Source organism: Pontibacterium granulatum, assembly GCF_029961155.1.
Taxonomy (GTDB): domain Bacteria; phylum Pseudomonadota; class Gammaproteobacteria; order Pseudomonadales; family Balneatricaceae; genus Pontibacterium; species Pontibacterium granulatum.
On record NZ_JASBRH010000032.1, the window covers coordinates 20,609 to 47,133 of the forward strand.

Annotated in this window: 21 protein-coding genes; 13 read left to right on the top strand and 8 right to left on the bottom strand. The window is 53.7% G+C overall.

Features of this window, described 5'->3' with window-relative positions; genetic code table 11:
• The first annotated feature begins 28 nt into the window (after positions 1-28).
• From proX to QKW35_RS19395, 5 genes are all read left to right on the top strand, one after another.
• Positions 29-1,051: a glycine betaine/L-proline ABC transporter substrate-binding protein ProX gene (gene proX / locus QKW35_RS19375; RefSeq protein ID WP_282355797.1), complete on the top strand. Its 1,023-nt coding sequence runs from the start codon at positions 29-31 to the stop codon at positions 1,049-1,051.
• Positions 1,052-1,120: 69 nt separating this feature from the next.
• Positions 1,121-2,455 carry an MmgE/PrpD family protein gene (locus tag QKW35_RS19380; protein WP_282355799.1) on the top strand — a complete coding sequence of 445 codons (1,335 nt, stop codon included), beginning with the start codon at positions 1,121-1,123 and terminating at the stop codon, positions 2,453-2,455.
• A 140-nt stretch (positions 2,456-2,595) separates the two neighbouring features.
• Complete coding sequence (locus tag QKW35_RS19385) at positions 2,596-3,642, top strand: GlxA family transcriptional regulator (RefSeq protein WP_282355800.1); 1,047 nt, start codon at positions 2,596-2,598, stop codon at positions 3,640-3,642.
• 11 nt (positions 3,643-3,653) lie between these two features.
• A complete protein-coding gene (locus tag QKW35_RS19390; RefSeq protein WP_282355801.1) occupies positions 3,654-4,619 on the top strand; it encodes a GlxA family transcriptional regulator in 966 nt (321 codons plus the stop codon).
• Between the two features lie 187 nt (positions 4,620-4,806).
• The gene (locus tag QKW35_RS19395; protein ID WP_282355802.1) at positions 4,807-5,808 is read left to right on the top strand and encodes an isopenicillin N synthase family dioxygenase; all 1,002 of its coding nucleotides are present in this window, start codon (positions 4,807-4,809) and stop codon (positions 5,806-5,808) included.
• Positions 5,809-5,960: 152 nt separating this feature from the next.
• Here the strand turns inward: QKW35_RS19395 and QKW35_RS19400 are convergent, their stop codons facing one another.
• The 7 genes from QKW35_RS19400 to QKW35_RS19430 all read right to left on the bottom strand — a co-directional run bounded on the left by QKW35_RS19400 (position 5,961) and on the right by QKW35_RS19430 (position 15,018).
• The gene (locus QKW35_RS19400; RefSeq protein WP_282355803.1) at positions 5,961-6,989 is read right to left on the bottom strand and encodes a sodium:calcium antiporter; all 1,029 of its coding nucleotides are present in this window, start codon (positions 6,987-6,989) and stop codon (positions 5,961-5,963) included.
• 327 nt (positions 6,990-7,316) lie between these two features.
• The gene (gene gbdR / locus QKW35_RS19405; RefSeq protein WP_282355805.1) at positions 7,317-8,444 is read right to left on the bottom strand and encodes a choline metabolism transcriptional regulator GbdR; all 1,128 of its coding nucleotides are present in this window, start codon (positions 8,442-8,444) and stop codon (positions 7,317-7,319) included.
• A gap of 193 nt (positions 8,445-8,637) precedes the next feature.
• Entirely contained in the window at positions 8,638-10,017 is a 1,380-nt protein-coding gene (locus QKW35_RS19410; RefSeq protein ID WP_282355807.1) for an L-serine ammonia-lyase, read from the bottom strand.
• A 343-nt stretch (positions 10,018-10,360) separates the two neighbouring features.
• Positions 10,361-10,741: a RidA family protein gene (locus QKW35_RS19415; RefSeq protein WP_282355809.1), complete on the bottom strand. Its 381-nt coding sequence runs from the start codon at positions 10,739-10,741 to the stop codon at positions 10,361-10,363.
• A gap of 105 nt (positions 10,742-10,846) precedes the next feature.
• Positions 10,847-12,418: a BCCT family transporter gene (locus QKW35_RS19420; protein ID WP_282355811.1), complete on the bottom strand. Its 1,572-nt coding sequence runs from the start codon at positions 12,416-12,418 to the stop codon at positions 10,847-10,849.
• A gap of 142 nt (positions 12,419-12,560) precedes the next feature.
• Positions 12,561-13,562 carry a dipeptidase gene (locus tag QKW35_RS19425; RefSeq protein ID WP_282355812.1) on the bottom strand — a complete coding sequence of 334 codons (1,002 nt, stop codon included), beginning with the start codon at positions 13,560-13,562 and terminating at the stop codon, positions 12,561-12,563.
• A gap of 13 nt (positions 13,563-13,575) precedes the next feature.
• Positions 13,576-15,018: an aldehyde dehydrogenase family protein gene (locus QKW35_RS19430; protein WP_282355814.1), complete on the bottom strand. Its 1,443-nt coding sequence runs from the start codon at positions 15,016-15,018 to the stop codon at positions 13,576-13,578.
• A 143-nt stretch (positions 15,019-15,161) separates the two neighbouring features.
• On the opposite strand from QKW35_RS19430, the gene QKW35_RS19435 reads away from it, so the two are divergent.
• The 3 genes from QKW35_RS19435 (at position 15,162) to QKW35_RS19445 (ending at position 19,130) form a co-directional block, all read left to right on the top strand.
• Complete coding sequence (locus QKW35_RS19435) at positions 15,162-16,061, top strand: LysR family transcriptional regulator (RefSeq protein WP_282355816.1); 900 nt, start codon at positions 15,162-15,164, stop codon at positions 16,059-16,061.
• A gap of 597 nt (positions 16,062-16,658) precedes the next feature.
• The gene (locus QKW35_RS19440) at positions 16,659-18,368 is read left to right on the top strand and encodes a hypothetical protein (RefSeq protein WP_282355818.1); all 1,710 of its coding nucleotides are present in this window, start codon (positions 16,659-16,661) and stop codon (positions 18,366-18,368) included.
• A gap of 12 nt (positions 18,369-18,380) precedes the next feature.
• A complete protein-coding gene (locus QKW35_RS19445; protein WP_282355819.1) occupies positions 18,381-19,130 on the top strand; it encodes a DUF3726 domain-containing protein in 750 nt (249 codons plus the stop codon).
• Between the two features lie 309 nt (positions 19,131-19,439).
• Here the strand turns inward: QKW35_RS19445 and QKW35_RS19450 are convergent, their stop codons facing one another.
• Positions 19,440-20,867, bottom strand: coding sequence for a sigma-54 interaction domain-containing protein (locus QKW35_RS19450; RefSeq protein ID WP_282355820.1), 1,428 nt, complete (start codon positions 20,865-20,867; stop codon positions 19,440-19,442).
• A 203-nt stretch (positions 20,868-21,070) separates the two neighbouring features.
• Between QKW35_RS19450 and QKW35_RS19455 the strand changes: the two genes are divergently transcribed.
• From QKW35_RS19455 to QKW35_RS19475, 5 genes are all read left to right on the top strand, one after another.
• A complete protein-coding gene (locus tag QKW35_RS19455) occupies positions 21,071-22,606 on the top strand; it encodes an AMP-binding protein (RefSeq protein WP_282355821.1) in 1,536 nt (511 codons plus the stop codon).
• Between the two features lie 39 nt (positions 22,607-22,645).
• On the top strand, positions 22,646-23,800 hold the full coding sequence (locus QKW35_RS19460; RefSeq protein WP_282355822.1) for an acetyl-CoA acetyltransferase: 1,155 nt from the start codon (positions 22,646-22,648) through the stop codon (positions 23,798-23,800).
• Between the two features lie 19 nt (positions 23,801-23,819).
• Positions 23,820-24,602 carry a 3-hydroxybutyrate dehydrogenase gene (locus QKW35_RS19465; protein ID WP_282355823.1) on the top strand — a complete coding sequence of 261 codons (783 nt, stop codon included), beginning with the start codon at positions 23,820-23,822 and terminating at the stop codon, positions 24,600-24,602.
• Positions 24,603-24,717: 115 nt separating this feature from the next.
• Positions 24,718-25,788, top strand: coding sequence for a TRAP transporter substrate-binding protein (locus tag QKW35_RS19470; protein ID WP_282355825.1), 1,071 nt, complete (start codon positions 24,718-24,720; stop codon positions 25,786-25,788).
• A 141-nt stretch (positions 25,789-25,929) separates the two neighbouring features.
• Positions 25,930-26,457: a TRAP transporter small permease subunit gene (locus QKW35_RS19475; RefSeq protein WP_282355827.1), complete on the top strand. Its 528-nt coding sequence runs from the start codon at positions 25,930-25,932 to the stop codon at positions 26,455-26,457.
• Positions 26,458-26,525: the final 68 nt, after the last annotated feature.

Consider the following 26,525-nt stretch of genomic DNA (forward strand, 5'->3'; position numbering starts at 1 on the left):
AAATAAGCACAAGAATGAGGATGTAGCGATGATGCTTTCACGCGTTAAAGAACTGACCAAATCAATCGCAAAACTGACGGTAGCGGGCTCTTTCGCCGCTATGGCACTGACCGCAAACGCTGAATCCATGCCGGGTAAAGGTGTAGAAGTCACTCCAATCTTTCCAAGCATTGCGGAAGAGCGTTTCCGCGGCGAAATCGCGATTGCGGGTCTGGAAGCCCTGGGCTACGAAGTTGAAGAGCCGAAAGAGACAGAATACGCCACCATGATGCTGGCCCTGTCTTACGGCGATGCAGATTTCAGCGTACACATGTGGGATATCCTGCACGATACGTTCTACGAGAACGCTGGCGGCGACCGTACCATGGTTAAAGCAGGTGATGTAATCCCGGGTGTACTGCAGGGTTACTTGATCGACAAGAAAACCGCTGAAGCGCACAACATCACCAAGTTGACCGACCTGAAAAAACCAGAAATCGCCAAGCTGTTTGACGCAAACGGCGATGGCAAAGCAGACCTGACCGGCTGTAACCCGGGCTGGGGCTGTGAACTGGTCATCAACCACCACATGTTGGCGTACGACCTGAAAGACACCGTAACCCACAACCAGGGTTCCTACTTCGCACTGATGGCGGACACCATCACCCGTTACAAAGAAGGTCAGCCAATCCTGTACTTCACTTGGGTACCACAGTGGATCGCGGGTGTACTGGTTGAGAATGAAGACGTTGTTTGGCTGGAAGTACCTTACACCTCCCTGCCTGATGGCAACAACGACGTAAACACCAGCTTCCAGGGAAAAAACCTTGGCTTCGCGGTAGACCAGGTTCAGGCAGTATTGAACAAAGAGTTTGCCGAAGAGAACCCTGCCGCGACCAAATTCTTGTCTCTGGTACAGATCACTGCAGGCGATGAAAGTGCGCAGAACCTGAAGATGCAGAATGGCGAAAAGTCTATGAAAGACATCAAGCGTCATGCAAAAGAGTGGATCTCTGCACACCAGGACACATTCGATAGCTGGCTGGCAGAAGCGCGCGCGGCTGCTAAGTAAACATAACGTCACGGCTCACAAAGGCACCGCAAGGTGCCTTTTTGCCCTCTGTCTCAGGAAACAACAACGATGTCTCTGTTCAGCTTTATTCAAGATCTCAAATACAGCGATATCCCGGAACACACCCGTTATCTGGTCAGCACCTCGCTGATGGATATTCTGGGTGTAGTGGCCGGTGCAAAAGAGAACGAAACCACTACCAACATCCGTAGCTATGCGGCAACCCACTACCCAGCCACCGATTTGAGCTGCCGTCTGTTGTTTGATGGACGTGCGGTGCATCCGATGGGCGCTGCCTGGGCGGGCGGTTTCAGTGCCGACAGCCTGGATGCCCACGAAGGTCACTTCACCTCCAAAGGTCATGCGGGTGCGACCGTGGTCCCTGCCCTGCTGGCACTGGCCGATGCGTGTCGGGCACAAGGCCGTGAGATCAGCGGTGAAGAGTTCCTGACCGTGCTTGCTATCGCCTACGAAACAGGTTTGCGTGCAGGTGTCGCTTTGATGGACACGGCTGCCGAATACCATGCATCCGGTGCCTTCTCAGGTCTGGGTGTGGTGTGTGGTGCGGCGCGTTTGCTCGGAATGGATGAGGAGCAGTTCCTGCATGCCCTAGGTATTGCCGAATACTTCGGCCCACGCTGCCCAATGATGCGACTGGTGGATTTCCCTTCCATGCTGCGTGATGCGCACGGTGCGGGCGCCTATGCCGGTGTAAATGCCGTGTTTATGGCGCAGGCGGGTATCACTGGTGCACCGGCTGAAACAGTAGCCGAAAACAAAATTGCCCATTGCTGGAACGATCTGGGTGAACGCTGGGAGATCGATGCCCAGTACTTTAAGCCGTGGCCGGTATGCCGCTGGGCACAGCCATCGCTGACAGCTGTCACCGCAATGCTGGAACAGCATCCTGAAATCACGGGCGGTAACGTTGAACAGATCCGCGTAGAAACCTTCCACGAATCAATGCGCCTTCAGGGCCACTTCCCGGCCAACGCCGATGAAGCACAGTATGGTCTGGCATTCCCATTGGCGGCTCTGATCGCCCGCGGTCAGGTAGGGCCTGCCGAAGTCACCGGCGATGCCATCACCGCAGAGGATATTCTTTCCGTGAGCCGCAAGGTTGAGATCGTTGAAGCAGATGACCTGTCGGCTCGCTTCCCGGAAGAGATCCTGTCTCGTGTAACCATTCAGCTGAAAGATGGTCAGGAAATTGTCAGCCCGATCACCCAGGCTAAAGGTGACCCGGCAACCGCAATGACGCGTGAGGAGTTTCTTGCCAAATTCCACCTGCTGGGCAGCGTGAGTTTCCCTGCAGCACGGCTGAATCAGATCGTGCATGCGATCGATTCCCTACCAAAAGCGACAGACTGCTCTATGCTGTTTGAGCTGATCATGCAGCCGTGAGAGGATCACTGCCCGACCACGACACGTGGATGGGCAGTTTATATACCAGCATGTCGCTTTAAGTCAGGTATCACAGCTGGATCTGCTTTAATTTATTGTTGTACAGATCGGATCTGTGATCTGGAATTGAGGCCCTATCTATGACCAATTGCTCCACCAAACGCGATTTCAGCAAAGCGAACAGTGATTCCAACAAAGCCTATGTGAATTCGGACGCTTCGGCAGAGCAACCCATCCGCGTAGGCTTCATCCTGCAGGAACACTTTTCGATGGTGGCATTCACCGGTGCCTTGGACGTACTGGTAACAGCAAACCTGGTCCACACCAGCCCGATCTTTGAATACCGCACGCTGGGTATCGACTCCCGGATGGTAGTCAGCGATCTGGGTATCAACATCTCCACCGACGGTACCGTAGAAAGCCTGCAGATCCAGCATCGGGGCGATCTGGATATTCTGATCGTCTGTGGCGGCTTCCGTTCTTCGCTGGAGATCAATTCAAAACTGAACACCTGCCTGAAGGCGGCCGATAAACAGGGTCTGATCCTGGGCGGATTGTGGAACGGCGCCGTGGCCCTCGCCCACGCCGAACTGCTAAACGGCCAGGAATGTGCTGCCCATCCAGACAACCACGCCTTTATGCGTGAAACCTTCAACCGGGTAAACGTCTCCAAAAACACGTTGGTTGTGAGTAACAAACGTGCCACCTGCTCGGGACCGGTGAGTGCGCTGGAGATGATGCTGAAGCTGATCAGTCAGCTGAAAGGCACCGACCTGGTGCGTGCGATCCGTGAAATCCTGAGCTGCGATCAGGTCGCTGAGGCCCAGGATTCCGTTCCGCTGCAGCTGGGTGATGACCCAACCCTGCCGGAATCTCTACGCAGCGTTATGGAGCTGATGCGCAACAACATCGAAGAACCACTGGGTCTCGAAGAGCTGGCGAGTTGTATCAACATCTCCCGCCGTCAGATGGAACGTCTGTTCCAGACCCATCTGGATAGTAGCCCCTCCCGCTACTATCTTGAGCTGCGTATTACCCACGCACGCCGCTTGCTGCTACAAACCAATGAGAGTATCACCAACGTCGCGATCGCCAGTGGTTTCGTCAGCACCAGCCACTTCAGTAACTGTTTCAAAGACTACTTTGGCGTATCGCCGAGCGCTGCTCGGGCCAAGCAGCAGAGCTAGCGATTACATCAATGAACGCAGCCCTGACACCTACCCAGGTCAGTTTTATCCTGCTGCCGGGATTTGCGCTCACCTCGTTTTCCCTGGCGGTCGAAGCGTTGAGCGTTGCTAATTGGCTGGATGATCAGACACTGTACCAGTACACCATCTGTTCTCCGGAAGCTGTAAACGTGGGCGATGTCATCACCAGCTCAAACCAGGTACCGGTGAACGTCACCACCACCCTGGATCAGTGTCTGAACAGCGACATCGTATTCGTTTGCGCTTACCGTGATGCCGCACGTTACGATAACGCGGAACTCAACCGCGCACTGAAAATGATTCAGCGTAACAAGGGTAAAATCGCCGCACTCAGCAGCGGTGCGTTTATTCTCGCCCGAGCCGGATTCCTGGAAGGTAAAAGCTGTACAACCGTGCCGGAATACCGCACCACGTTCTCGGAGCTGTTTCCATCCATTCCTCTGCAGGAAAACTTATTTACTGTTACTGGTGACCTGCTCACCAGTGCTGGCGGGACGGCCACTCTGGACATGATGCTATACCTGATCGGCCTTGATCACGGTAAAGAGTTCATCCACCGTGTGGCGCAGCAGTTTATGCAGGATCGCGTACGCAGCAGTGAAGAGATGCAAAGCACCCATCGCCAACTGAGCCTACGTATCAAATCCCCGTGTTTGGGTGCTGCAGTAGAGTTGATGGAAAAGCACATCGCTGAACCCTATTCCATCTCCACGCTTGCCAGCCGGATTGGCACCACCCCACGCAATTTGGAGATCGTGTTCCGCAAATACGAAGATACCACCCCCGGTCGTTACTACCTGCGTCTGCGTTTGCAGCAAGCCAAAAAGATGCTGGAGGAAACCCACCTCAGTATCGCCAACATAGCGCAAGCGACGGGTTTCAATTCGCAGAGTCACTTCGGTAAATGCTTCCGTGAACAGTTCGGCAAACGTCCATCAGAACTGCGCCAGAGCTAACCCCATTTTCCTTCCTCTAGTACGCACAAATTCCGTCAAATTCTCGTTTCAAGAACAGGGTTCTTCGCTTTTGTGATATAGGCCACCACCCCACTTCAGAGAAACTGGTCACCACACAATAAGAACAGGGTCGCTTTCGCGTGAGGCCACGTGTTACGGGCGCCCCAGACAATCAAGGTGAATTACAGTGACTTATGCTACTTCTGCCGCAGAGACCTCTTACCAGGACGTTCGTCTTCACAGCAAAACCGTTTCCTTCAGCGAAATCCCGATTGTGGATGTAGGTCCGTTGATCGACGGCAGCGACCCACAGAAAGTGGCTGACGAGATCGGCCATATCTGCGAAAACATCGGCTTTCTCTACATCAAAAACCACGGTGTGGCGAAAGAGCTGATCGAAGCGGTGTACGCCCAGACCGAAGCGTTTTTCGACCTGCCACTGGCAGAGAAAGATAAGCTGAATATCATCAACTCCGGTCAGACTCTGCGAGGTTATATACCGATGTACGGCGAGAACGTAGACCCGGAAAACACCCGTGACTTCAAAGAGTGTTTTGATTTCGGCAAGCATGAGCAGGAAGTCGCCCCGTTCTTCGGCCCGAACCTGATGCCGGAACAGCCGGAAGGTTTCCGCGAAACCATGGATCAGTACCACGGAGAAATGATGAACCTGGCCCGTAAGCTGATCAGCGCCATCGCCCTTAGCCTGGGATTACCAGCCGACTACTTTGAAAAACTGCAGCAGAAACCGATCACCATCCAGCGCCTGCTGCACTACCCACCGCAGGAAGGTGAGATTAGCCAGGAAGAGATCGGTATCGGCGCACACACCGACTACGGCTTCCTAACCATCCTTTCCCAGGATGCCGTAGGTGGCTTGCAGGTACAAAACCGCGAAGGTGACTGGGTGAACGCTCCACCGGTAGAAGACACCTTTATCGTAAACATCGGTGACCTGGTGCAGACCTTCACCAACGACCGCTATATCTCCACCATGCACCGCGTTATCAACGCCAGCGGCAAAGAGCGCTATTCCGTACCGTTCTTCATCGACCTGGATTTTGATGCGGAAGTGAGTGTGGTGCCAACCTGCCAGAGCGAAGAGAATCCGGCTAAATACGAGACCTACACCTGTGGCCAACACAAGTACAAACGTTTCGTAGACAGCTACGTACACCTGACGAACTGAGTCAAATAAATCGTTTCTTTAACGTACTGCTAGAACCCTCTTTAGGCCCGACTTAGCTCGGGCCTTTTTTATATAAGGGTCCCGTCCTGAATAACCTTGACACTTTTCGAGCATCAAATCGGAAGGTGTTATGAAATCATTTTATGATCGCGTCACTGGTAAGCAAGGAGAGCCAACCCACCGATATAACAAACCATCACTATAAAACTTTCTAAACCTATATTAGCGATTCCATGACGTTCACGATGAATTAACCCCATGAGCAACACCCCGGTCATCAGGATTGTCATTGCCAGCCAAAACAATTCGTTACGCGTTATATCGCTGTAAATTGAACCCTGTCGGTAGCTAATATCAGAAACACTGATGAACAAGGTATCAAAGGTATTTCCACCAATAATATCGCCCACAGCAAGCGTTAAAGACCGCATCCTAACCGCAGTAACAGCAATCACCAGCTCAGGTAAAGATGTGGATACCGCAACCAGCACGCCCCCGACAATACTTTCTGACAATCCAGTCGTTCCGGCAATTGCTATGCCAGCGTGTCCGAGTGCCCACCCTGATACTGCTACGATTGCAGAATAAAGTAGGAACTTGATCCAAAGTACGCCCAGAAAACTATGTTTTCGCTTATTGGGGCGCTGATAACTTTCTACGCGCGTATCTCTGGTTCGCTTCGGGAACCACATCGGCATTTTGTGGGTTCGGGATAAAACATAAATGCCAAATATATAGGTTCCAACAATGGCGAACGAAGCGGGGTGTATCGCATATACAGCAAAATCAGGCATGGCGAATGCCGCGAGAGGTATTGAAAGCAACACGATAAGAAACGCTGCCATCATGAGGTTTTCAGCAGAGGCAGCTGCATGTTCGAGATTGGCCTTCCGATAGACCATATCTGCAACAACAAGAAAGAATGTCTGAGCCGCTATCCCCCCAAGAGCATTACTTACAGCAAGTTCAGCATGACCTTGAGACGCGGCCGTCACCGAGGCGGTAATGCCCGATAGGGATGTCGATGCGCCGATAAAGACCGCCCCCATTAACGCCTCCCCCATACCTGTATCGGAGGCAAGTTGCCGAGCTACTTTGGTCATCTGAACACCGAAATATCCAATCACGCCCGCAGCAACGATGAAAATAGCGATCCCTAAAGTTAGCGATAAGTCATCCATTTCACTTTATACCAATGGCCATTGATCAAAATGGAGGGATATAAATCTTATACAGAGTAAAGGTTAGCATCGGCAATCAGATATAGGCACGGCACGCCACAAAATACGTTGTCACATCAAAACCATGCGGCAGGAAAGAATAGCTGTATCACAGTATGAATTATGAACACGTGTACCGAGCTGGTATTCACCTGACAGTGATTAGGAAAGGATAGATAGGCCCAGGAATCCTGGGCCTTCAGAATAGATGAAGAACCCTACCAATATGGTTACCAATTACCCGCGTAACAATACGGGTTATTGAGTAAACTGGTGCGCGATTTCAGTTCAGGACTTATCCTTTAAATTCACCGAACCAAAGGTCGATTCTTTCTTAGCTTCGCTAAATACCTCTGAAGAACGTGTGTCTTGCAAAGGCTGCACTTGCTTGCGTTTTGGCAGCGGAGGCTGTGTATCCAGCTCAGGCAGTGGTGCGCCTTTCTTCACAGCCGCGCGTTCTTCGCTTGGTGGAACCCCCATGTGCTCGCGGTAACACTTGCTGAAATGCGGTGTCGAGACGAAACCACAGGCGGCTGCGACTTCAACGATTGGCATCGTGTTCTGCATCAGCAACTGGCGTGCGCGTAACAGACGAAGTTTGAGGTAATACTTGGAAGGCGAGCAATCCAGGTATTTCTGGAAAAGACGCTCCAATTGGCGACGAGAAAGGCCCACATATTCGGCCAGCTCGTCCATCTCGATCGGCTCTTCGATGTTCGCTTCCATCAAGGCCACCACCTCTACCAGCTTCGGCTGCGAAGTGCCCAGTACGTGACGCAGCGGTACCTTCTGCTGGTCACTTTCGTCACGGATGCGATCACAGATAAACATCTCGGAAATCGCGGCAGACAGGCGGTAACCGTGTTCCTGCTTGATCAGCTTCAACATCATATCCAGCGGCACCGTGCCACCACTGGCGGTAAAGCGGTTACGGTCCAGACTGAACAGGCTGCTGGTAAAGCGTACATGCGGAAAGGCTTCCTGCATGGCGGCCAGGTATTCCCAGTGCACGCTGCAGTCGTAGCCGTCTAACAGACCTGCGGTCGCCAGCGCATGGGCACCGGTGCAGATACCACCCAGGTTACACCCTTTGCGGTCCATCTCCTTTAACCAGTTCAGATGGGTCTTGTCGTAGGATTTAGCAACGTTCACGCCGCCGCACACGATCACTGTATCCAGGCCAAGGTTATCCAAAGCACCGGCATCGGGTGTGATCTTGATGCCATCACTTGCGCTGACCGGCTCACCGTCCAGCGTTAAGGTATGCCATTCATATAGCTGTTCACCACTTAACTGATTGGCCATTCGCAACGCCTCAACGGCTGAAGCAAGCGAGATCATGGTGAAGTTGTTGAGTAGGAGGAAACCGACTGAACGTACAGTGCGCACGTCAGAACCGGATGAAGGGTTTGCCATATTTAAGCCCACGTCGGCGCTGCCACCACCCAGGCAGACCGCTCTATTTTTTGTAATTATCCTTATAGATCAGGATCCTTCCTGATCTAATGCGCCCTGTCGCATAATGCGACGGCTAAATAAATAATATGCGCAAATCAAAAAAGCCACTACTTTTCACAGCAGTGGCTTTTGTTTTTGTTAAATCGCTCGTTTAACACTCAATGGCGTTTACTGCGAGACCTCCGCGAGAGGTCTCTTTGTATTTGTCCTGCATGTCCATACCGGTGTCGCGCATGGTTTTGATCACCTTATCCAACGAGATGAAGTGGTCACCGTCTCCACGCAGGGCCATCTGCGTCGCGTTGATCGCTTTCATCGCTGCGATGGCGTTACGCTCGATGCATGGCACCTGTACCAGACCGCCCACCGGGTCACAGGTCAAACCCAGGTTATGCTCCAAGCCAATCTCTGCTGCGTTTTCTACCTGCTGCGGCGTACCGCCCAGCACTTCACTCAGCCCTGCAGCCGCCATTGCACACGCAGAACCGACTTCGCCCTGGCACCCTACTTCAGCACCCGAGATGGACGCGTTCTTCTTACACAGGGAACCGATTGCTGCGGCAGCCAACAGGAAATCCACTACACACGCTTCGGTTGGGTTTGGCGTGAACTCCATGTAGTACATCAGTACCGCAGGGATGATGCCCGCCGCACCGTTCGTTGGCGCCGTTACCATACGACCACCACCCGCATTCTCTTCGTTTACGGCCAGCGCGTAAAGGTTAACCCAGTCCATCGCACCCAGCGTAGAGCTGATCACATTAGGCTTGGTGGAACGGATCAGGGATTTGTGCAGGCTCATCGCACGTCGCTTAACGTGCAGGCCACCTGGCAGCGTACCCTCTTTGTGCAGACCGTTGGCGATACACTCTTTCATCGCCGCCCAGATATCCATCAGGCCGTCGCGTACGTCCTGCTCGCTGCGCCAAACCTTCTCGTTTTCCATCATCAGTTCGCTGATGCGCAGGTTGTTCTCCTGACACATTTTCAGCAGCTCGACTGCGTTGTTGAAGTCGTAAGGAACCTCTACCTGCGGCACAACGTGAGCGTCTGCCGTTGCTTCGCTCTCGTCGATAACAAAACCACCCCCGATGGAGTAATAGGTATTTTCGTACAGCACCTCATCGTTCGCGCCAAATGCGATCAGACGCATGGCGTTCGGGTGATACGGCAGATTCTCCTCAAGCAGGTTCATATCCCGCTCCCAGATGAACTCGATGTCGTACGTGTTGAGGAACTTCAGGGTATTGGTTTCCTGCAACGTAGCGACTGCTGGCAGGATGATATCCGGATCGACGCTGTGCGGGCGTTCACCCATCAGACCAATCACCACAGAGTTATCGGTACCGTGACCAACACCGGTGGCGCTTAGAGAACCGAATAGATCGGACTGAATACGTTTCACCTCGGCGGCTTTGCCGAGGGTTTCAAGATGGGTGGCGAACTCTGCTGCCGCCAGCATTGGACCTACAGTATGAGAACTGGATGGGCCTACGCCTATTTTAAAAAGATCAAACACACTGATAGACATACTGCCTCCGCGACTATATGTAGCGCTGATTATTATTGTGATTAAGGGAGGATTATGCGCTCACCAGAAAACGGAGGATGTCAGAATACGACCTGTTGTTTTCTTTAAGCGTTTTGTTGGATGAAAGGTTTTTGCGTGGCGCAAAACAGTATTTTCATACGGGTACTTGAAGGGAATCCAGTCTCGCTCGCTGGCGGTGCCGAACACGTTAGGCATCGTTACGCCATAGCTAAGCGACGATTCTCGTGCTCTCAAAACAGAAAAAGCCGGCGCTGACGCCGGCTCAAGGTTTCACTGGGAGGGACAGTTCCCGAAACCATTCCAGGATGGGGAGATCCCGAAATCAGGCTTGTGGTACCGCTGCGTAAGCTACGATCTCACACAACATCTCTTCACGTGCCAGACCAGCAACGATCATCGCTGCGCGGTTCGGGTACGGTGCTTCGAAGTATTCGGCGTATACCTTGTTGAATACTGGCAACTGAGAGCGATCGGTTACATAGATCAGTACCTGAGTCACATCGTCCATGGTCAACTCTGCCGCTTCGATGGTGTGCTTAAAGTTTTCCATGGTCTGACGCGCCTGGGCTTCGATCCCCCCTTCAACGACATTGCCCTCTGCATCGATAGGGATCTGTGCGGTAGACAGCGTACCGTTGGCGATGATCGCCCACTCAAGAGGCGCTTTAGACGCGAACAGGTCAGTTTTAACGGGTGTTTTCATAAGTATTTTCAACGTTTTACTAAAAGAACAAAAAGGAAGATCGCTGCCACACAGTCCCGTCGGAGCACAATGTGTGGCAGCTTTTCAGAGAGTTTAGCGTGCGTCTTACAGACCCTGCTCGTCAGCCATCTTGTTCGCGATCTGCGGTGCGGTCCAAAGAGATGGCAACAGAACCAGGGATACCGGTACAGCAGTCACCACGATGAAGGACTGCAGTGCAGAGATACCACCGGAACCGATAGAGATCAGGATTGCCGCCATCAGACCCATCATCACACCCCAGAAAACACGTACGCTGGTCTGTGGGTGGTCGGTACCGGTCATTACCATGGATACCGCGTAGGTCATGGAGTCACCGGTCGTTGCGACGAAGATTGTAGTCAGGATCAGGAACAGTACAGAGATCAGGAAGCCCATCGGCAACTGTTCTGTGATCGCCAGCAGCGCCGCCGGCAGGTTGAAGCCTGTGAACGGCTCGGAGATCACACCCGGGTTGCTCAGCTCGAAAGACAAACCTGCACCACCAACAATGGTGAACCAGAAGCAGGTGATGATCGGCGCAACAACGGAGATCAGCAGTACCATTTCACGGATCGTGCGACCACGGGAGATACGTGCCACGAACATCGCCATCAGCGGACCGTAACCCAGGAACCAACCCCAGAAGAACACCGTCCACCAGTCCAGCCAACCTGGGTTAGCACGGAAGGTCGCCATCGGAATAAACTTATCCAGGTAAATACCGAAAGAGTGCAGGTAACCATCAATAATGAAGCTGGTTGGACCGAACACCAGGATGAACAGCATCAGCGCAACAGCCAGGAATACGTTTGCACGGCTCAGAATCTGGATACCCCGGTTCACTCCACTGACTGCGGACACAGTGTACAGACCGATCAGACCAACCAGGATAAATACCTGTGTAGTGTAGGTATTTGGGATACCGAACAGCTTTTCCAGACCGAAGCTCACCTGCAGCCCCAGGAAGCCGATTGGACCTACGGTACCGGCAACCACAGCCAGTACGCAGCTGGAGTCAACGATCGCACCCAGCGGGCCCTTCATTACACGGTCGCCCAGTACCGGGTACAGCAACGTGCGCGGTTTCAGCGGCAGACCTTTTTCGTAGTGCAGGTACATGAATACGATACCTGTCAGGCTACCCAGGATCGCCCACGCCAGGAAGCCCCAGTGCATAAAGCTCTGAGCGAGTGCGTTGTATGCGGCCTGTACGGTGCCGGTTTCTGCACCTTCACCGGCAAACAACGGTGGAGGAGAGGTAAAGTGTGCCATCGGCTCTGCCGCCGCCCAGAACACACCGCCACCCGCCAGCAGCGTACACATGATGATGGAGATCCATTGGAACGTGGAGATATCAGGCGTTTTCGTACCGCCCATAACCACGGCGCCGGTACGGCCAATCGTCAGGAACAGACCAATAACGAAGGTCAGCAGCAGCAACACCTGCCAGTAGGCGCCGAACATCTTCGTAGACATCCCGAATGCCGCGTTCACCCAGCCTGACACCAAATCGATGTCATACAATGCAAACGCTGCGAACAGAGCGAGTACACCTCCGCTGATCAGGAACACGGGCATATCCACGCCTGACAGCATTGATTTATTTGGCATTTCCATCTCCGTTGTAGAAGTGGCTGCCTGAGTAGTTGTATTCATAATAGTCTCCTGACGGGGCTCTTATATTTATGATTTCTCAGTCAGAGTGCTTTGGAACCTGTGCAGCAACCCGGTGCACCAGAGGCGCTGCATAGTTTCCAGTTTCGGTAAAACCGGTATTAAATGAGTACTTCAGGGTGAATCAACGCTGTGGCCGCAACGCATCATCCAGGAAGCTCAGCCAGTTCAGGCCCATAATTTTTGCCACTTCCTCATCACTGAAGCCGCGAGCTTGCAAGCCTGCTGTGATGTTCGGAAAATCCCGGCTGTCACGGAACCATGACAGCGGGCGTGGCCAGTCCGCATTGGACTTGGAGCCTTCACCGTAATCTTTCTCTTTCGACCAGCGACCGTTGCGCATCCATTCAAGGACAGACAGCGGCTGATCCTGGCACAAGTCGGTACCGATACCGATGCGGTCTACGCCCATCAGGTCAGCCGTGCTGGCCACCATGTCGCAGAACTCTTCCAGGGTGCAGTCTGGCCCGTTCTTCAGGTGGAACGGATAGAGACTGAAGCCCAGCAAACCGCCAGATTCACCCAGTGCTTTCAGCACGGTATCGGACTTGTTACGCAGTGCCGGATGAAAGCTGGTTGGGTTGGCGTGGGAGATCACAATCGGACGTTCCGACAGCTCAATCGCATCCAGCGTGCTGCGTTCGCCGCTGTGACTCATATCCACCACCATGCCAACGCGGTTCATCTCTTTGATGACCTGTTTACCGAAGCGGGTTACACCGCTGTCTTCGGCTTCGTAGCAACCACACGCCAGCAGGCTCTGGTTGTTGTAGGTTAGTTGCATGATCATCAGGTTCAGCTCGCGCATAACCTCAACCATGCCGATGTCATCTTCAATTGGAGAACAGTTCTGCGCACCAAACATGATGCCAACCTTGCCCAGTTCTTTCGCACGGCGGATGTCGTCCGTGCTTTTTACCGGCATGATCAGATCAGGATTGTTCTCGAAGTGGCGGTTCCACTCGGAGATACGCAGCAGTGTCTCGCGAATCTGTTCGTGGTAAACGATGGTGACATGCACCATCGTTACGCCACCTTCGCGCAGCTGTTCGAAGATCTGACGGTTCCAGTTGGAGTACTGGAGTCCGTCGACCACGATCAGCTCTTTATGCAGATTAGGTGTCATAGGCCTGCTCCGATTAAGCACGCATGTAGGTAGTTTTAACTACGGTGTAGAACTCTTTCGCGTACGTACCCTGTTCGCGTGGACCGAAGCTGGAATCTTTACGACCGCCAAACGGTACGTGGTAGTCAGTACCCGCCGTTGGCAGGTTCACCATCACACAACCGGTCTTGGCGTTACGTTTGAAGTCAGTTGCGTACTTCAGGGACTCAGTGCAGATACCGCCGGTCAGACCGAAGTTGGTGTCGTTCAGAGTGGCCAGCGCTTCTGCGTAGTCCTTCACCTTGATGACACATGCGATTGGCGCGAATGCCTCTTCACGGTTGATGCGCATGTCGTTGGTGGTTTCGGTGAACAGTGCAGGCTGCATGTAGTAACCTTCCGTCTCTTCTTTCAGGACGTCACCGCCGTATACCAGCTTGCCACCTTCAGATTTAGCCAGCTCCAGGTATTCCAGGTTCTGTTCCATCTGACGCGCATCAGCAACCGCACCGATGTGAACACCCTCTTTCAGTGGGTGACCCACAACCAGTTTCTTCATGCGCTCAACAACCGCTTCTACAAAACGATCGTGGATGCCTTCAGTGACGATCAGACGGGAAGACGCAGTACATTTCTGGCCGGTACCACCGAATGCACCGTTAACTGCACACTCAACCGCGTTATCCAGATCCGCATCGTCCAGCACAACCAGTGCGTTTTTAGAGCCCATTTCCAGCTGGCATTTAACCAGGTTCACAGCAGTAGCCGCAGCTACTTTGCGACCGGTTTCCAGAGAGCCGGTAAATGTCAGCGCGTTGATGTCGCGGGAGTTTATCAGCACATCACCCACTTGGGAGCCCGGGCCCATGACCAGGTTGAAAGTGCCCGCTGGCAGACCCTGACGGGAGATAATCTCAGTCAGTGCCCATGCGGATGCTGGAACCTGGTTTGCAGGTTTCCAAACAATTGCGTTACCGAAAGCCAGTGCCGGAGCGATTTTCCAAGCGCCCGTCGCAGTAGGGAAGTTCCATGGAGTGATGATGCCAACAACACCGACAGGCTCACGGCGCGTTTCAATCTCGACGCCTGGACGCACGGAATCAGCAGTTTCACCCATCTGACGCAGGACTTCTGCTGCGTAGTAGTGGAAGAACTGACCGGAACGGTAAGTCTCACCAACGCCTTCCGCCAGGGTTTTACCTTCTTCGCGGGCCAGAATCGCACCCAGCTCATCTTTGCGTGCGATCAGCTCATCACCGATTGCCATCAGTACGGAGTAGCGCTGCTCCAGACCGCTCTTCTGCCACTCTTCCTGACCTTTCTGTGCGGCAGCGATAGCAGCTTCGGTCTGCGCCTTATCAGCCTGCGCGTAGTGACCAATTACATCACTGGTGTCGGCCGGGCTGATGTTTGCCACGGTACCAGTACCTTCTACCCACTCACCGGCGATGTAGTTACGAAAAACTGAATCAGACATGTTTACCTCCACAAAGTTGATGGATTCATCTTATTGCCCATGATTTAATAATAAAAATTAATAAATAATATCCAGTGATAAGGTTCTTTTATCACTATGATTAAAGTGCCTGATATAGCGTTTGATAAGAGAGAGATCACCCCATGTTGCCCGAACTGAAGATCACCCAGTTGAGACACTTTGTCTGGGTTGCAGAGCTAAAGGGATTTCACGCTGCAGCCGAAAAAGCGCACCGCACCCAGCCTGCCATCTCCCTGTCGATCAAGGATCTGGAGAACAAACTGGGCGAGCCTTTATTTGAAAAACGCAACGCCAAAGCAACCAATGCGGAGCTAACGCCCTTTGGTAAACACTTCCTGCCGCAGGCCAAAGAGCTGATTGCACACCACGACCGGATCGCCAAGGACATGACGCTGATGGCGGAACACAAAACCGGCCACCTGCGACTGGCGTCGGTACCGTCGATTGCCAGCCGTATGCTGCCGGAGATCCTCTCCAACTTTGTCGAGAATGCCCCCAACCTGCATATCAGTTTCTATGACGATAATGCGGGGGCTGTGCTGAACATGGTGGAGAACCAACAGGTGGATTTTGGTATCGCCAGCCTGTTGCATGCAGAAGAACACAGCGACAAAACCTTCATCCCGATCTGGGAAGATAACGTGGGTGTGGTGTGCCGCACCGATCATCCCCTGGCAAAATTCGATGAGCTGCACTGGGACCAGCTGCGCGAACATCGCCTGATCAGTAACGGTACATCGCGCTTATTGGAAGATTCAGAAGCAGAACCGCTGCTGGGACACTCACAGTTCTATATCTCCAACATGATTTCGTTGGTGGCGATGCTGGAGGCTGGCATGGGTGTCACCACCCTGCCCTGGTTTGCCTTCCCGCAGGAAAGCACCAAGCTGAAGTTTATTCCGCTGACGACGCCGAATGTGGTGCGCCATATTGGCATTATCCGGATGAGTAACAAATCGCTCACGCCCGCAGCGGAATCGTTAGTGCAGTTTATTTTGGAGAATAGCGGAGACGCTGAGTAGGGCCTTGCTTTTGTAGCAGCCCGCTCCGAGGGCGACATTGAACAACCGTCTATAATGTCGCCCTCGGAGCGGGCTGCTACAGATACCTCTCTCCTCAAGAACCGCATCGTTGGGCATCGCGTTGCGATGGCCAACCTACAAACCTATTCTCAAGCCCTCCTGTAGGTTGGCCATTGCGCAGCAATGCCCAACACAAAAAAATCCTCAAACACTCCTCCCAACCCAACACCCATAACCTTAGAAAAAATAATACCTTTAACAACTTTGATAAGCATCACTTATCAGCCGATATAACCTTTTGATTTGTGTGAGCTTAAATCTTTGGCGCAAGATAAAACGGTCCCCAGCGACTGGCCAAGGTAGTTTCTGGTGATGCTCAAGGGCTCTGGATGAACACCTTGATTTGTTAGTACCTGATTCAGGGTTAATGATTAACCATACAGGTGCGGCTCTCTCTGCGAACAATAACGAGTAAACGCGAAACCAGCAGAGGTAAAGAGAACGTCGGTTTCCAACACATCTATGCTGCTGCCGGATCAACAACGCCGGCCCATTAACAACACAATACAGATGTGTAGCAATTAGAGGATCATAATAATGACAACGCCTGCAGCTATCCAAACCTCTCTGCGAGGTGACAACGCATTGCCGCTGCGTCCTGCCAGTCAGGTCATGGATCTGGAGCGCCTGGGGTCGATGCATCAGAGCCGCCTGAGCTTCATGCGCACCCTTATCCGTCGCATCATGCGCGAACGCTGGCAGATCGAACCTGCCCGCTTCGAACTCGACAACGAAGGTTACGGCACCGTGGTATACGAGGTGCGCGCACCACACGGTCTGTTCAGCTTCGTACTGTTCTCTGATTACCTCTCGCCGGAAGAGCGGAACGACCGTGTAATCGCTACCAAATGGGACCTGACCATGGCCCTGGTAGAGGGTGCGGTCGACGATATCTATCTGGAAAAGCTGCGCCAGAACGTACCTAAACAGGAAGCCGGTCGTGTTGATGCCCGCGTTTTCGTTCTGTCCCGTGCGAACCGCAGTGCCCGTAACTTCGACTACGTGGTTGATCAGCTGTCCAAAGGGGACCAGCCGGACGTAGAGAAAATCGCCAAGGTCGGTTACCTGTACCGCACCACCGCCGTATACGGCAGCGGTAAGCTGGGCATGGCGGATTGGGAAAAAGTCCGCACCAAACACAAAGATTTTGCACGCCCATTTGCCGGTGAAATGTTTGTCTGCCTGATGCTGCGTAACTTCAGCCTGCTGCAGGCGGAGCACATTGCTCGCCACCGTTCTCCAGATTCCTACCAGCCGATGGATGCAGATATCAAACGTTACTTCGGTATCGGTAACTCCACTGGTCTGGGTATGGCGCCTTACTTGGTTAACCACCCACTGCTGATCAATCAGTGGATCGAGATGCGAGAACTGGCGCTGGCTCGCATCCGCGTGCTGGGTAACATCAATGACCGTGTCCGTCACCACCTGGATGAACTGATCGAGCGCTGTGCACTGCACACCGCTGAAACGTTCACCGAAGACGCGTGGCAGACCGAAAACAACAAGCTGGTCCTGGCTGACCTGGAAGCACTGAAAGGTTACATCGCCAACGACTTCAGCGACTGGAACAACCTGCTGGCCTGGAGCGAAGAAAACTGCTCCGTACAGGGTCAGGAGATGCTGGTATCTATCCTGCTGGAACTCTACCCAGAGCTGGTGGAAGACCTGGAGGAATACCACAACGCAGAAGAGTTCCTGGACCTAGATCCTCTGATGCCGCTGCAGGAACTCAAGTCAGTCATCGAAACACGTTACGACTGGGCTCTGAAGATCGACTTCAGTGCGGACGGCGCACGCGAAACCTGCTGGTACCGCTCTGAGGAGAAGATGGAGCCACGTCTGGGCAGCATTGCAGATGTTGAAGCCAAAGATAAGCAGATGGCACTGGGTGTTGGTTACGCGGTACGTAAGTGCTACGACCAGCTATGCGAATACGTACAGGAGCATCCGGAACACACCACCGCTCGCTTTATGGTGGCGCGTCCGAAAATGCGCGGCATCGTGCGCCGTATCCAGAGCATGAACCGTTGTGTTTACGGTGATATCCAGGCCAACCTGCTGGATCGCGAGATCCTACCGATGCACCTGCTGCGCTGCAAACTGGCGTTCTTCGGGGTAAGTAAGTTCGATCCACGTTCCCGTCTGTGGGTACGTAACACCATGTTCCAGGGCGCACCGCTGCTGGAAGATATCGGACAGACTTTTAACGATGACTGGTTCATGCCTCTGGCGCCAAAGCAGTAAGGAGTAGTAACAATGCATATCTCTATGAACGAACTGAAAGCTGCACTGCGCCGCTGCTTTGAAGCAACCGGATATTTCGTGGGTAACTACGAAGACGCTGCGAACATGATCCTGTGGTTGGAAAAGCACGGCCTCAACGGTCTGCAGGAGCTGGAACGTGCACTGCCTTACATCGGCGAAGACAGCGACAAACCGCTGAGCAGTGTTGTTTACGAAGACAGTACCTCCGCAATCATCGACAGCCACGGCCGCAGCGCGCTGAACTGCATCGCGGCATCCGTTGATCTGGCCCACGCGAAGGCGCTGGAGAGTGGTATTGCGACAGTAACCGTGCACAACTGCCACAACCGTATGTTCATCCTGAAAGCCCTGACCGACTGCGGTCGTCGTGGCATCAGCGTAGCGGCGTACTGGCAGAACGGCAGCGACACCGTGACCGAACACACCGCTGCGATCAAGGCGGGTCAGCGATACCCAAGCTACAGCGAAGCGACCACCTCACTGGAAACCAGCGAAGTGGATGCACAGGCACTGACTATCATCTGCAGCTCCCGTGTGGATCTGACCTCCTCCCTGCAGGAGTCCCGCGGCAACCGTGCAGCGCGTTATATCAGCGCTGATCAGGTTGCTGCAAACAAGGACCTCACCGTAGAAAACGGCGTCGACATCGACGATGCACTGTGGGCAGAGATCAACCGCCTGGGTGCGAAAGTGCTGGTCACCAACAGCGAACAATCCCGCCAGGGTGCGGGTGGTCGCTAACAGCGTTCTCTCCTATCAGCTCGGAAACAAGCTGAGTTCTGTCAGTGGCCGGTTTCAAGCACGCCGGTCACGCCTATCATTTTGTCCGAATATTGGACTTCGCCATACGCCCTCAACGTGAGGGCGTTTTTTTTGGTTCTGATAAACGTTGGGCATTGCTGCGCAATGGCCAACCTACATGTGATTGAAAATATTGATCCGTAGGTTGGTCATTGCAACGCGATGCCCAACATTACCGTTCCTAAGCACGAAAGGACGAAAGATCGAAAGGACTTTAGAGTTCCATTTACAGCTCAGCTGATGCCAAAACTACAAACCAACCTTTTTAAGTTTGTCGTAAAGATTTGCCCGCGAAATGCCCAACAATTTTGCCGCTTCTGTTTTGCGTCCGCGGGTATATGCAAGCGCCTCCATGATAGCTGCGCGTTCAGCATCAAGAATTGCGTCAGCCAAAGGGCGTGGTCTATGTTGCGGACGAAAACTCGGCTCTTCCATCAAAGGCTCCATAGACTTTACCGATGGTACGGAATTGCTCAACAATGGTCGCAAACACTCAGCATCAATCTCAGGGGCGTCGCTCAAGACACAGGCCCGTTCGATTACGTTGTGCAGTTCCCTGACATTACCGGGCCAACTCTGCCTACAGAGCAGCTGGAGTGCATCCGGTGTCAGCTCCTTGGCCGGCAGCTCCAGTTGCGCCGAAACCTCATCCACAAAGCGTTCACCCAAGGCCTCAATATCAGTCAATCGATCACGCAGCGGCGGCAGGTGGATCGGCAACGAACTTAAGCGGTAATAGAGGTCGGCGCGGAAGTGGCCACTCTCAACCCTCTCCATCAGGTTCCGGCTGGTGGCCGCGATGATCCGCACATCCACTTTCTTCAACGTGTTTGAGCCAACCGCTTCGAACTCTTTCTCCTGCAGCGCGCGCAGCAACTTGGCCTGCAGATCCACCGGCATATCGCCGATCTCGTCTAGAAATAACGTGCCACCGTCCGCGAGCTCGAACTTACCGACCCGCCCCTCCTTGGCCGCACCGGTATAGGCTCCTGGGGCCACGCCAAAGAACTCGGCTTCAATCAGGTTCTCCGGTATAGCGGCAACGTTGATACTGACAAAGGGTCCGGCGCTGCGGCTGGACAGGTCATGCAGAGCATGGGCAAACAGCTCCTTGCCGGTACCGGTTTCTCCAGTGAGTAGCACGGAGATATCGAAGCGGGCGGCTTGGCGCACCTGTTTTTTAACTGCCTGCAGGGCATCGCTACGACCAACAATCTGCGACAATCGGTAGCGGGAGCTACGCTCCAGCGCCAGCTTGTTGCGGGCATCCCTCAGTTGGTTCTGCAGCTGGTTGTACTTGGTGAGCAAAGGTTTGATATGGCCGACACTTTCACTGGCAACAAAACCAAAACCACCCACCACCTTACCGCGTTCATCCTGCAGCGGAATCGCACTGATCACGATCCACTGCTCTTTGATAAACAGCAAATTCAGGAAGATCGGCTCACCACTGGCGATTACACCCGGCAGGTAACTGTTCGGCACAATGTCCGTAATGTGATTGCCGATCGGTGACTCATCCAGCTCCAGAAAGTTGTAATACGCTTCGCTGATCCACGTCACCGTCCCCTTAATGTCCACTGCAATCGCATGTTCATAGAACTGCTCAAAGGATTCAGTGAAAAATGCGAGTGCCTGCTGCTTGATATCTTGCTGGCCGATTTCATCCCAACGCATATTGATTAACCTCAGCGAAAAACCATGTCTACAAAGTAAGACATTTACGTCTTCATATAAAGACATTAAATGTCTTTAAAAAAAGACACCTCAGACAATCCAACCGACAATAAAATACAAATACTCATAAATATCAATTAGATATAAACAGTGGCACACCCCCTGCAATTTCATTGGCAAAATAACAACAAGACTGATGTGTCATGAATATTGCTGAAATTCTCCGTCGCGCCGACGCGGCCTATACCGATCAACCGGCTATTGTCCTCGGTACCCAGCCCTATCTCACCTACCGTCAGCTTTACCGCCGCGTTGCTGTACTCGCACACCACCTGCGTGAGCAGTTCTCTTTACAGCCAGGTGATCGCGTCGCGCTGGTGATGGAAAACCGCCCGGAATATGTCGAGGCAATGTTTGCAGCCTGGCATGCGGGCCTGGTGGTGGTACCGATGAACGCCAAACTCCACCCAAGCGAGTTCCACTACATCCTGCAAAACAGTGACGCAGCGCTGTGCTTCACCAGCAATAAGCTGCACCAACAGCTGTTAGACAGTGCGGGCACGGCCAAGCGCACCCAGCTGATCAACGTGGACAGCAAGCAGTATCTGAGTCTGAGCGAAGGTGAACCGCTAGCACTGGAGCCAAAAGATAGCGATGACCTGGCCTGGCTGTTCTACACCAGTGGCACCACCGGTCGCCCAAAAGGCGCGATGCAAAGCCACCGCAACCTCCACGCCATGCTCAACGGTTTCCTCAGCCAGATTAAATCGGTTGCTTGCGGCGACGCGGTGTATCACGGCGCCCCGATGTCTCATGGCGGCGGCTACTACATCCTGCCGTTTATCGCCAAAGGTGGCATTCAGTTGATTCCACCGAGCGGTGGTTTCGACGTACCCGAGCTGCTATCCATGCTGCGCGAACAACGCAGTGTCTCCTTTTTTGCCGCTCCAACCATGGTCAAACGACTGGTTGAATACCCGGACGCCCAACCGGCAGATTTCGAGAATCTGGACACCATTATCTATGGCGGCGCCCCCATGTATCAGACCGATCTGCAGCGCGCTCACCAAGTGTTGGGCAATAAGCTGGTGCAGATCTACGGTCAGGGCGAATGCCCGATGAATATCACTGTACTGGACCGCTATCAGCACGCGGAATCACTCAATGGTCTGCAGCTGCAGCGCCTGGCATCGGTTGGCCTCCCCCACTTCGGCATCGAACTGAAGATAGTTACAGCGGACAACGCAGTTGCAGACACGGGTATTGCGGGCGAGATCTGCGTACACGGCGACGCGGTGATGCTTGGCTACTGGCACAACGATCAGGCCACTTCAGAAACCCTGCGCGACGGCTGGCTCTATACCGGCGACATCGGCTATCTGGACGAGCAGGGCTTTCTCTATCTCACCGACCGCTCCAAGGACGTGATTATCAGTGGCGGATCCAACATCTACCCACGCGAGGTTGAAGAGGTACTGCTGCAGCACCCTGACGTCCGTGAAGTCTCGGTAATCGGTATCCCGGATGCGGAGTGGGGTGAGCTTGTCGTGGCCTATGTATCACCGACGCCGGGCACAGAACTCAACAACGACAGGCTCGAACAGTACTGCCTGGAAAAGATGGCGCGCTTCAAGCGGCCCAAGCTGTACCGCTTCCTGGACAAATTACCGAAGAACAGCACCGGCAAGATCCTGAAAACCGCCCTGCGCCAACACTTCGACTGCACAAATAAAAGCTAAGGGACTGAATTACAGGTTCCCCAACGAATTGAGGTAACAATGAAAAACGCGCATATCCTGGGTGTGGGCCATACCCCGTTCGGCAAACACGACGCCAATCTAGAAGAACTGATCCGACTAGCAGTGACCGAAGCATTGGACGATGCAGAAGTCGATGCGGCGGATGTCGATGAAATCTTTGTGGGACACTTTAACGCGGGGCTCAGCAAACAGGAGTTTGTCAGCTCGCTGGTACTGCAGGTGGACCCTGCCCTGCGCTTTAAGCCTGCTCACCGCCTGGAAAATGCCTGTGCCAGCGGTTCAGCCGCAGTCCATGCTGCGGTACGTGCTATCCAGTCCGGACAGGCACAGCGCGTGCTTGTCGTGGGCGCAGAGAAAATGACCGATTGCCCCGACATCGGCGGCGCTCTGGCGCGTGCCAGCTATCTGGCAGAGGAATCACGCTTTGACAGCTTCGCCGCGGTATTTGGCCATATTGCGGACCACTACTTCGAACGCTACGGCGAACAGCTGGATGCCCTGGCACAAATCGCTGTGAAGAATCATGCCAACGGCTTGAATAACCCCTACGCCCAGCTGCGGAAAGCATTCGACTATGAATTCTGCCGCTACCCATCGGACAAGAATCCACAGGTTGCCGGGCAGCTGAAACGTACCGACTGCTCTCTGGTATCCGACGGCGCCGCAGCGCTGGTGCTCACCGCTGAAAACCTGGTTCCAGCTCACAAACCAACGGCTCGCTTCAGCAGCATCGCCCAGGTCAACGACTTCCTGCCGATGTCACGCCGCGACCTGTCAAAACTCGAAGGCTGTGAAGCGGCCTGGAAAAAAGCCTTCCAACAGGCGGATCTCTCACTGGATCAACTGGACTTTGTTGAAACCCACGACTGTTTCACGGTCGCCGAACTGATGCAGTACGAAGCGATGGGGCTGACGGCTTACGGCGAGGGTTATGTTGCTCTGGCTGAAGGCTGGACCGCTCCCGATGGTTATCTGCCGGTCAACCTGTCCGGCGGCCTCAAATCCAAAGGTCACCCGATCGGCGCTACCGGCGTTTCGATGCATGCACTCTCGGCGTTGCAGCTGACCGGCCGGGCCGGCGCCATGCAGCAATCCGATTGCCGTTACGGTGGCGTCTTCAACATGGGCGGTACCGGTGTAGCCAACTACGTCAGCATCCTGGCCGCGGCCTAAGCACAGAGGAGATTTCAAAATGACAGACAAGAAAACAGCACTGGTCACCGGTTCCAGCAGCGGCATAGGCCTGGCAACGGCCAAAGTTCTGGCCTCTCAAGGTTTCCAGGTAATGTTGCACGGTTTGGAAGACGCGTCCGCAGGTGAACCGATTGCCAACGCAATCACCCAGGAATACGGCGTAAAGACCGGCTATTGCAGCGCCGACATCTCCAACCCTGCAGAAATCGAAAAGCTGTTCGAAGCAACGGTCGCCCGGTTCGGTGGGATCGACATTCTGGTGAATAACGCCGGCATTCAGTACACCGCCACTACTGCCGAGTTTCCCCCTGAAAAGTGGGATCAGGTTCTGGCCATCAACCTGACGGCCCCATTCCAACTAACACGGTTGGCACTGCCTTTGATGAAGCAGGCAGGCTGGGGACGCGTCATCAATATCGCCTCGGTACACGGTCTTGTGGCTTCGGCCAATAAATCCGCTTATTGCGCGGCAAAACACGGCCTGGTCGGTTTTACCAAGGTCGTGGCGCTGGAGCACGCCGCTGATGGCATCACCGCCAACTGCATCTGCCCGGGCTGGACCGATACCCCGATCCTGAACCACCAGTTCAAAGTGTATGCCGAACAGAACCAGGTTTCCGAAGAAGAGGCCAAACGCGGCCTGATCCTGACTAAATCGCCTTACCCTGAGCTGATCAACCCGGCCGAGATCGGCGCCATGACGGCGTTCCTCTGCAGCGATGTCGCCAAAGCGATAAACGGTGCCGCCATGCCGGTAGATGGTGGCTGGACCGCACAGTGATCGGACAGTAACAGGTTCACCCATTTCCCAATTTGGGATAACCAGCAGCCGTCCGGTCAACAGATCACCCGGCGGACTGCTTCAAATTGATAGAAAAACCATCAGGAGCGCAATCATGAAAACAATAAAATCCATGCTCTTCACCGCCGTTGTCGCCGGTAACCTTGCAATGACAGCAACTCCGGCGAATGCCGGTGACAAGCTATTGCTAAAAACACCGATCGCGTTTGGTTCACACCTGCCCGCACTGGGTTCCAGCATTACCTGGGTATCGGACCAACTGAAACTGGTGAGTGACGGCCGTATTCGGATGAAGCTGTATGAACCAGGCAAACTGGTCAGCCCTCCCGAAATCCTGGATGCAGTCTCTTCCGGTAAAGTGAACTCCGGTTACGCCACAGCCGGTTACTGGCAGGGCAAGATGCCAGCCGCAGCGCTTTTCTCCGCCGTTCCGTTTGGCCCTGAAGCGGGCGAATACATGGCATGGCTCTATTACGGCAACGGTCTGAGCCTGTATCAGGAGATGTACGACGACGCCGGCTATAACGTTCAGGTAATCCCCTGTGCGGTGCTGTCTCCGGAAACCTCCGGCTGGTTCAAGAAAGAGATCAACTCTATCGACGACCTGAAAGGCCTGAATATGCGCTTCTTCGGTCTTGGCGGATCGGTACTGGAAAAACTGGGTGTGGGCACCGTCCAGCTACCAGGCGGTGAGATCTTCGGCGCACTGGAGAAAGGCGCGATCGACGCCACCGAGTTCTCCCAGCCGGCGATCGATAAGATGCTGGGTCTGCATAAAGTTGCCAAATACAACTACTTCCCGGGCTGGCACCAGCAGGCGACGCTGTTCGAGCTGTTAATCAACAAGGATACCTGGAAAGAGATGACACCGGGCCAGAAGGCAACCGTGGAAACCACCTGTAAAGCGTCGATGACCCAATCCATTGCCGAGGGTGAATACTCGCAGTTTGATGTGATGGCCAAAGCCCAGGACAACGGCGTACAGATCCGTTACTGGAGCCAGGAGATGCTGGCAACCTTCGAATCCACCTGGCAGGACGTAGCCGAAGAGAAAAGCGCTGCTGATCCATTCTTCAAGAAAGTATGGAATGACATGAGCGCCTTCCGTAAGGGCTACGACTTGTGGGAAGCGAACGCCTTCCTCCCACGCGCCCAACACAACTAAAGAGAAAACCGCTCTACAAAAGCCCCGAAAGGCAGCCGGGGCTTTTTGCCCGTTTCATGCTCTGCTGTCTTGAGTGTGTTTTGGCAGGCTCGGAGCCTGCCTTTTTTCCCGTAAAAATATAACTATAAAAGGTGTTTCCCAGTGACTGAATTTGAGCTGCAACCCAAAGTGCGGTTGGCCGACAGCATAGATCGTTTCATACAACGGATAGGCTTTACCGTTGCGTGGGTTTATATCGTGTTGGTGCTGGTGATTATTCTTCAGGTTGTTTTGCGCAAGGGTTTTTCCAGTGGCCTGATCGCGTTGGAGGAGCTGCAGTGGCATCTGTATGCCGTGGGTGTGATGTTTGGTCTGTCATATGCACAGACAACCAATTCCCACATCCGTGTTGACCTGTTTTATTCCCGCTTCCGTGCCAAGACAAAAAGGATCGTGGAAGTGGTTGGCATACTGACTCTGGTACTGCCGTTTATTGCCGTCGTCTTTTTCCACAGTCTGGATTTTGTCGCCGACTCCTGGCGTATTAACGAACATTCCGATGCTCCATCCGGTCTTCCGTGGCGCTGGCTGATTAAAAGTACCATTCCTATTACTTTTGCCCTGCTTGGTCTGGCGGTGATTTCCCGCCTGATCCGTGACCTGACGCTGCTGCTGCGAGGAGATGCTTAATGGACATCAATGAGATTCTTGTCATTGCGATGTTCCTGTCGTTCATCGCACTGTTGTTTACCGGTATC